Raw genomic sequence first — 1,988 nt, 5'->3', positions numbered from 1 at the left:
GTGCCGGGAACGTGTCCCCGCTCAAGCTCGTCGCGGTCCTGGCAGCGCTGATCGCCGGGTTCTTCGAGGAGACCCTATTCCGAGGCGTCCTGATGGACCGGCTAGCGGCCGCAGGCCGGTCACCGGCCCTCCAAGTCCTCATCAGCGGGCTCGTGTTCGGAGGCCTCCACTTTTACGTCTTCGCAGGCCTCCCTGCCGCTCTCCTGGCCCAGGCCGCGACGACCATTCTCGGATGGGGCCTGGCCGCCCTTTACCTGATGTCGAAACGAAGTCTCTGGCCATGCGTCATCGCCCACATCCTGATCGACGCCGCACTGGAGCCGGCGCTGCTCCAAAGCCTCATCCACTGACCCCCCAAAGAGGAAAGAGACATCACAGTGGAGAACGTTCGGCAAGGGATCTTCTACTGCGACGGCAGGAGGACACCTATCTCAGCATCCAAATCGACGGAGGGTCAGAAGGCCTTCCGGCTTCACTTGTCGAGCTCAAGCAACCGGCGCCTGTAGGTTGTAACCGATGCGGCGGCGCAGGGCTGCGTCCAAGGATGGGTGGATCAGAGGATGCCGGTAGAAGTGGGCATATGGCGGGTGGATGACGTGCCGCAGCGGCTACGCCCGGCGGCCATGCCGCTGGTGGAATTAGCCTGTGATGGTGGACACCTGAAGTAGCGGGATCCTGGGATTCCGCGGGAAGGTGTTCCTGTGAGCACGACACGACGTAAATTCACTCCCGAGTATCGGCGGGAGGCCGCACGGCTGGTGATTGATACCGGCAGACCGGTCGCGCCGGTGGCCCGCGAACTGGGTCTGGGCGAGCAGTTACTCGGCCGATGGTCACCATGAACCAAGACGTAATTAGCCAGTTCATCTCACTTGCCGCTTAAAGCGTACCAATAGCATGTCTCGCAAATAGATCATCCATCGCCTGAGCCTATAGCCACTCCTGCCGGTAGGTGTACGCACGTGTCCGCCCACCTTTCGGGACCCCGAGGGTGCCTCCAAGCCGGTCCTCAAACGTGCTGTGATGATGGCGTGATCGAAGGGTCAGGTGGAATGCTGGACACATGAGCGCGATCGAATTCGATCTTGAGACAACTGCAAGTCCAGAGATGGTGCGCACCGCGCTGATCGACTTCTCTGCACGGCGCCCCCAAGTATGGCCAGGTATCGAGCCTTCACTGTATGAGGTCTACTCGGTCGGCGAGACCACCGCGGACGTGCGCGAGGGCAACAAGGTTCCAGGCGGGAAGGTCTGGGCTCATGAGCACTACGACTGGTCTGACCCACACACCGTGCGCTGGACGGTCCAGGAGAGCAACTTCTCTGCGCCGGGCAGCTACGTCGCAGCCACGATCCGCCCCGGCCGCGACGGTGGCAGCGTCGTTCACGTCACCTGGGACCGCACCGGCAGGACTGTGCTGGGGCGACTGATCTGCACGATGATCCGGAAGTCCAAGGGCAAGCCGGTCGCTGCATCATTCAATCGAGGTCTGGCCGTGTTGGAGAGGGATTAGGCCCCAGACCATACCCGTTAGTCCCCCCTACGGGCCTGGGCGTGCCGTGCAGTCGACTTTAGACATTTCGTGCAGAGGACTTCGGATAATGAATGGTGTGGCGCGGATCCGCTGCGGGATGCTCGCTGCGGTCCTGCTCCTCGAAGCCGCCGCAGCCGGGTGCCGCAAACTGTCGACAGGCTCCAGGGCCAGGAATACCTTTAAGCCGTCCCACGACCCAACAAGGATGATGGAGAGGAGTCCCATCATGGGAACCACAGAAAATGTTGACTTGGTCCGGCGCGGGTATGAGGCCTTCAACGCCGGGGACATGACGAGCCTCAGCGAGATGTTCGCTGAGCACGCGGAACTGTCAGACGACTGAGCCGGGTTTGTCAGGGTTGATTGGTTCCGGGCCGGGGGCGCGGTGGGCGTTCCAGGTTTTGAAGATGGTCCAGCCGACGGCGGTGAGTGGAACTGCCAGAAGGGCTCCGAC

The 1,988-nt window shown here is 62.1% G+C and carries 2 protein-coding genes and 1 pseudogene; all 3 read left to right on the top strand.

Going from position 1 to position 1,988, the window contains the following annotated elements; all coding sequences use genetic code 11:
• Positions 1–350 (top strand): CPBP family intramembrane glutamic endopeptidase (locus tag IEW19_RS23110; RefSeq protein WP_188573885.1); only part of this gene is annotated, 350 nt, incomplete at its 5' end.
• Positions 351–701: 351 nt separating this feature from the next.
• Positions 702–833: pseudogene (locus tag IEW19_RS23105) on the top strand (transposase); the annotation flags it as partial.
• A 230-nt stretch (positions 834–1,063) separates the two neighbouring features.
• A complete protein-coding gene (locus IEW19_RS23100) occupies positions 1,064–1,513 on the top strand; it encodes a hypothetical protein (protein WP_188573884.1) in 450 nt (149 codons plus the stop codon).
• The last annotated feature ends 475 nt before the right edge of the window (positions 1,514–1,988 follow it).

Origin of the sequence: Arthrobacter liuii (assembly GCF_014639275.1) — a bacterium.
In the GTDB taxonomy this organism is placed as follows: Bacteria; Actinomycetota; Actinomycetes; order Actinomycetales; family Micrococcaceae; genus Arthrobacter; species Arthrobacter liuii.
Note: the sequence above shows the minus strand (reverse complement) of the source record. Positions and strands in the feature narration are given on the sequence as shown.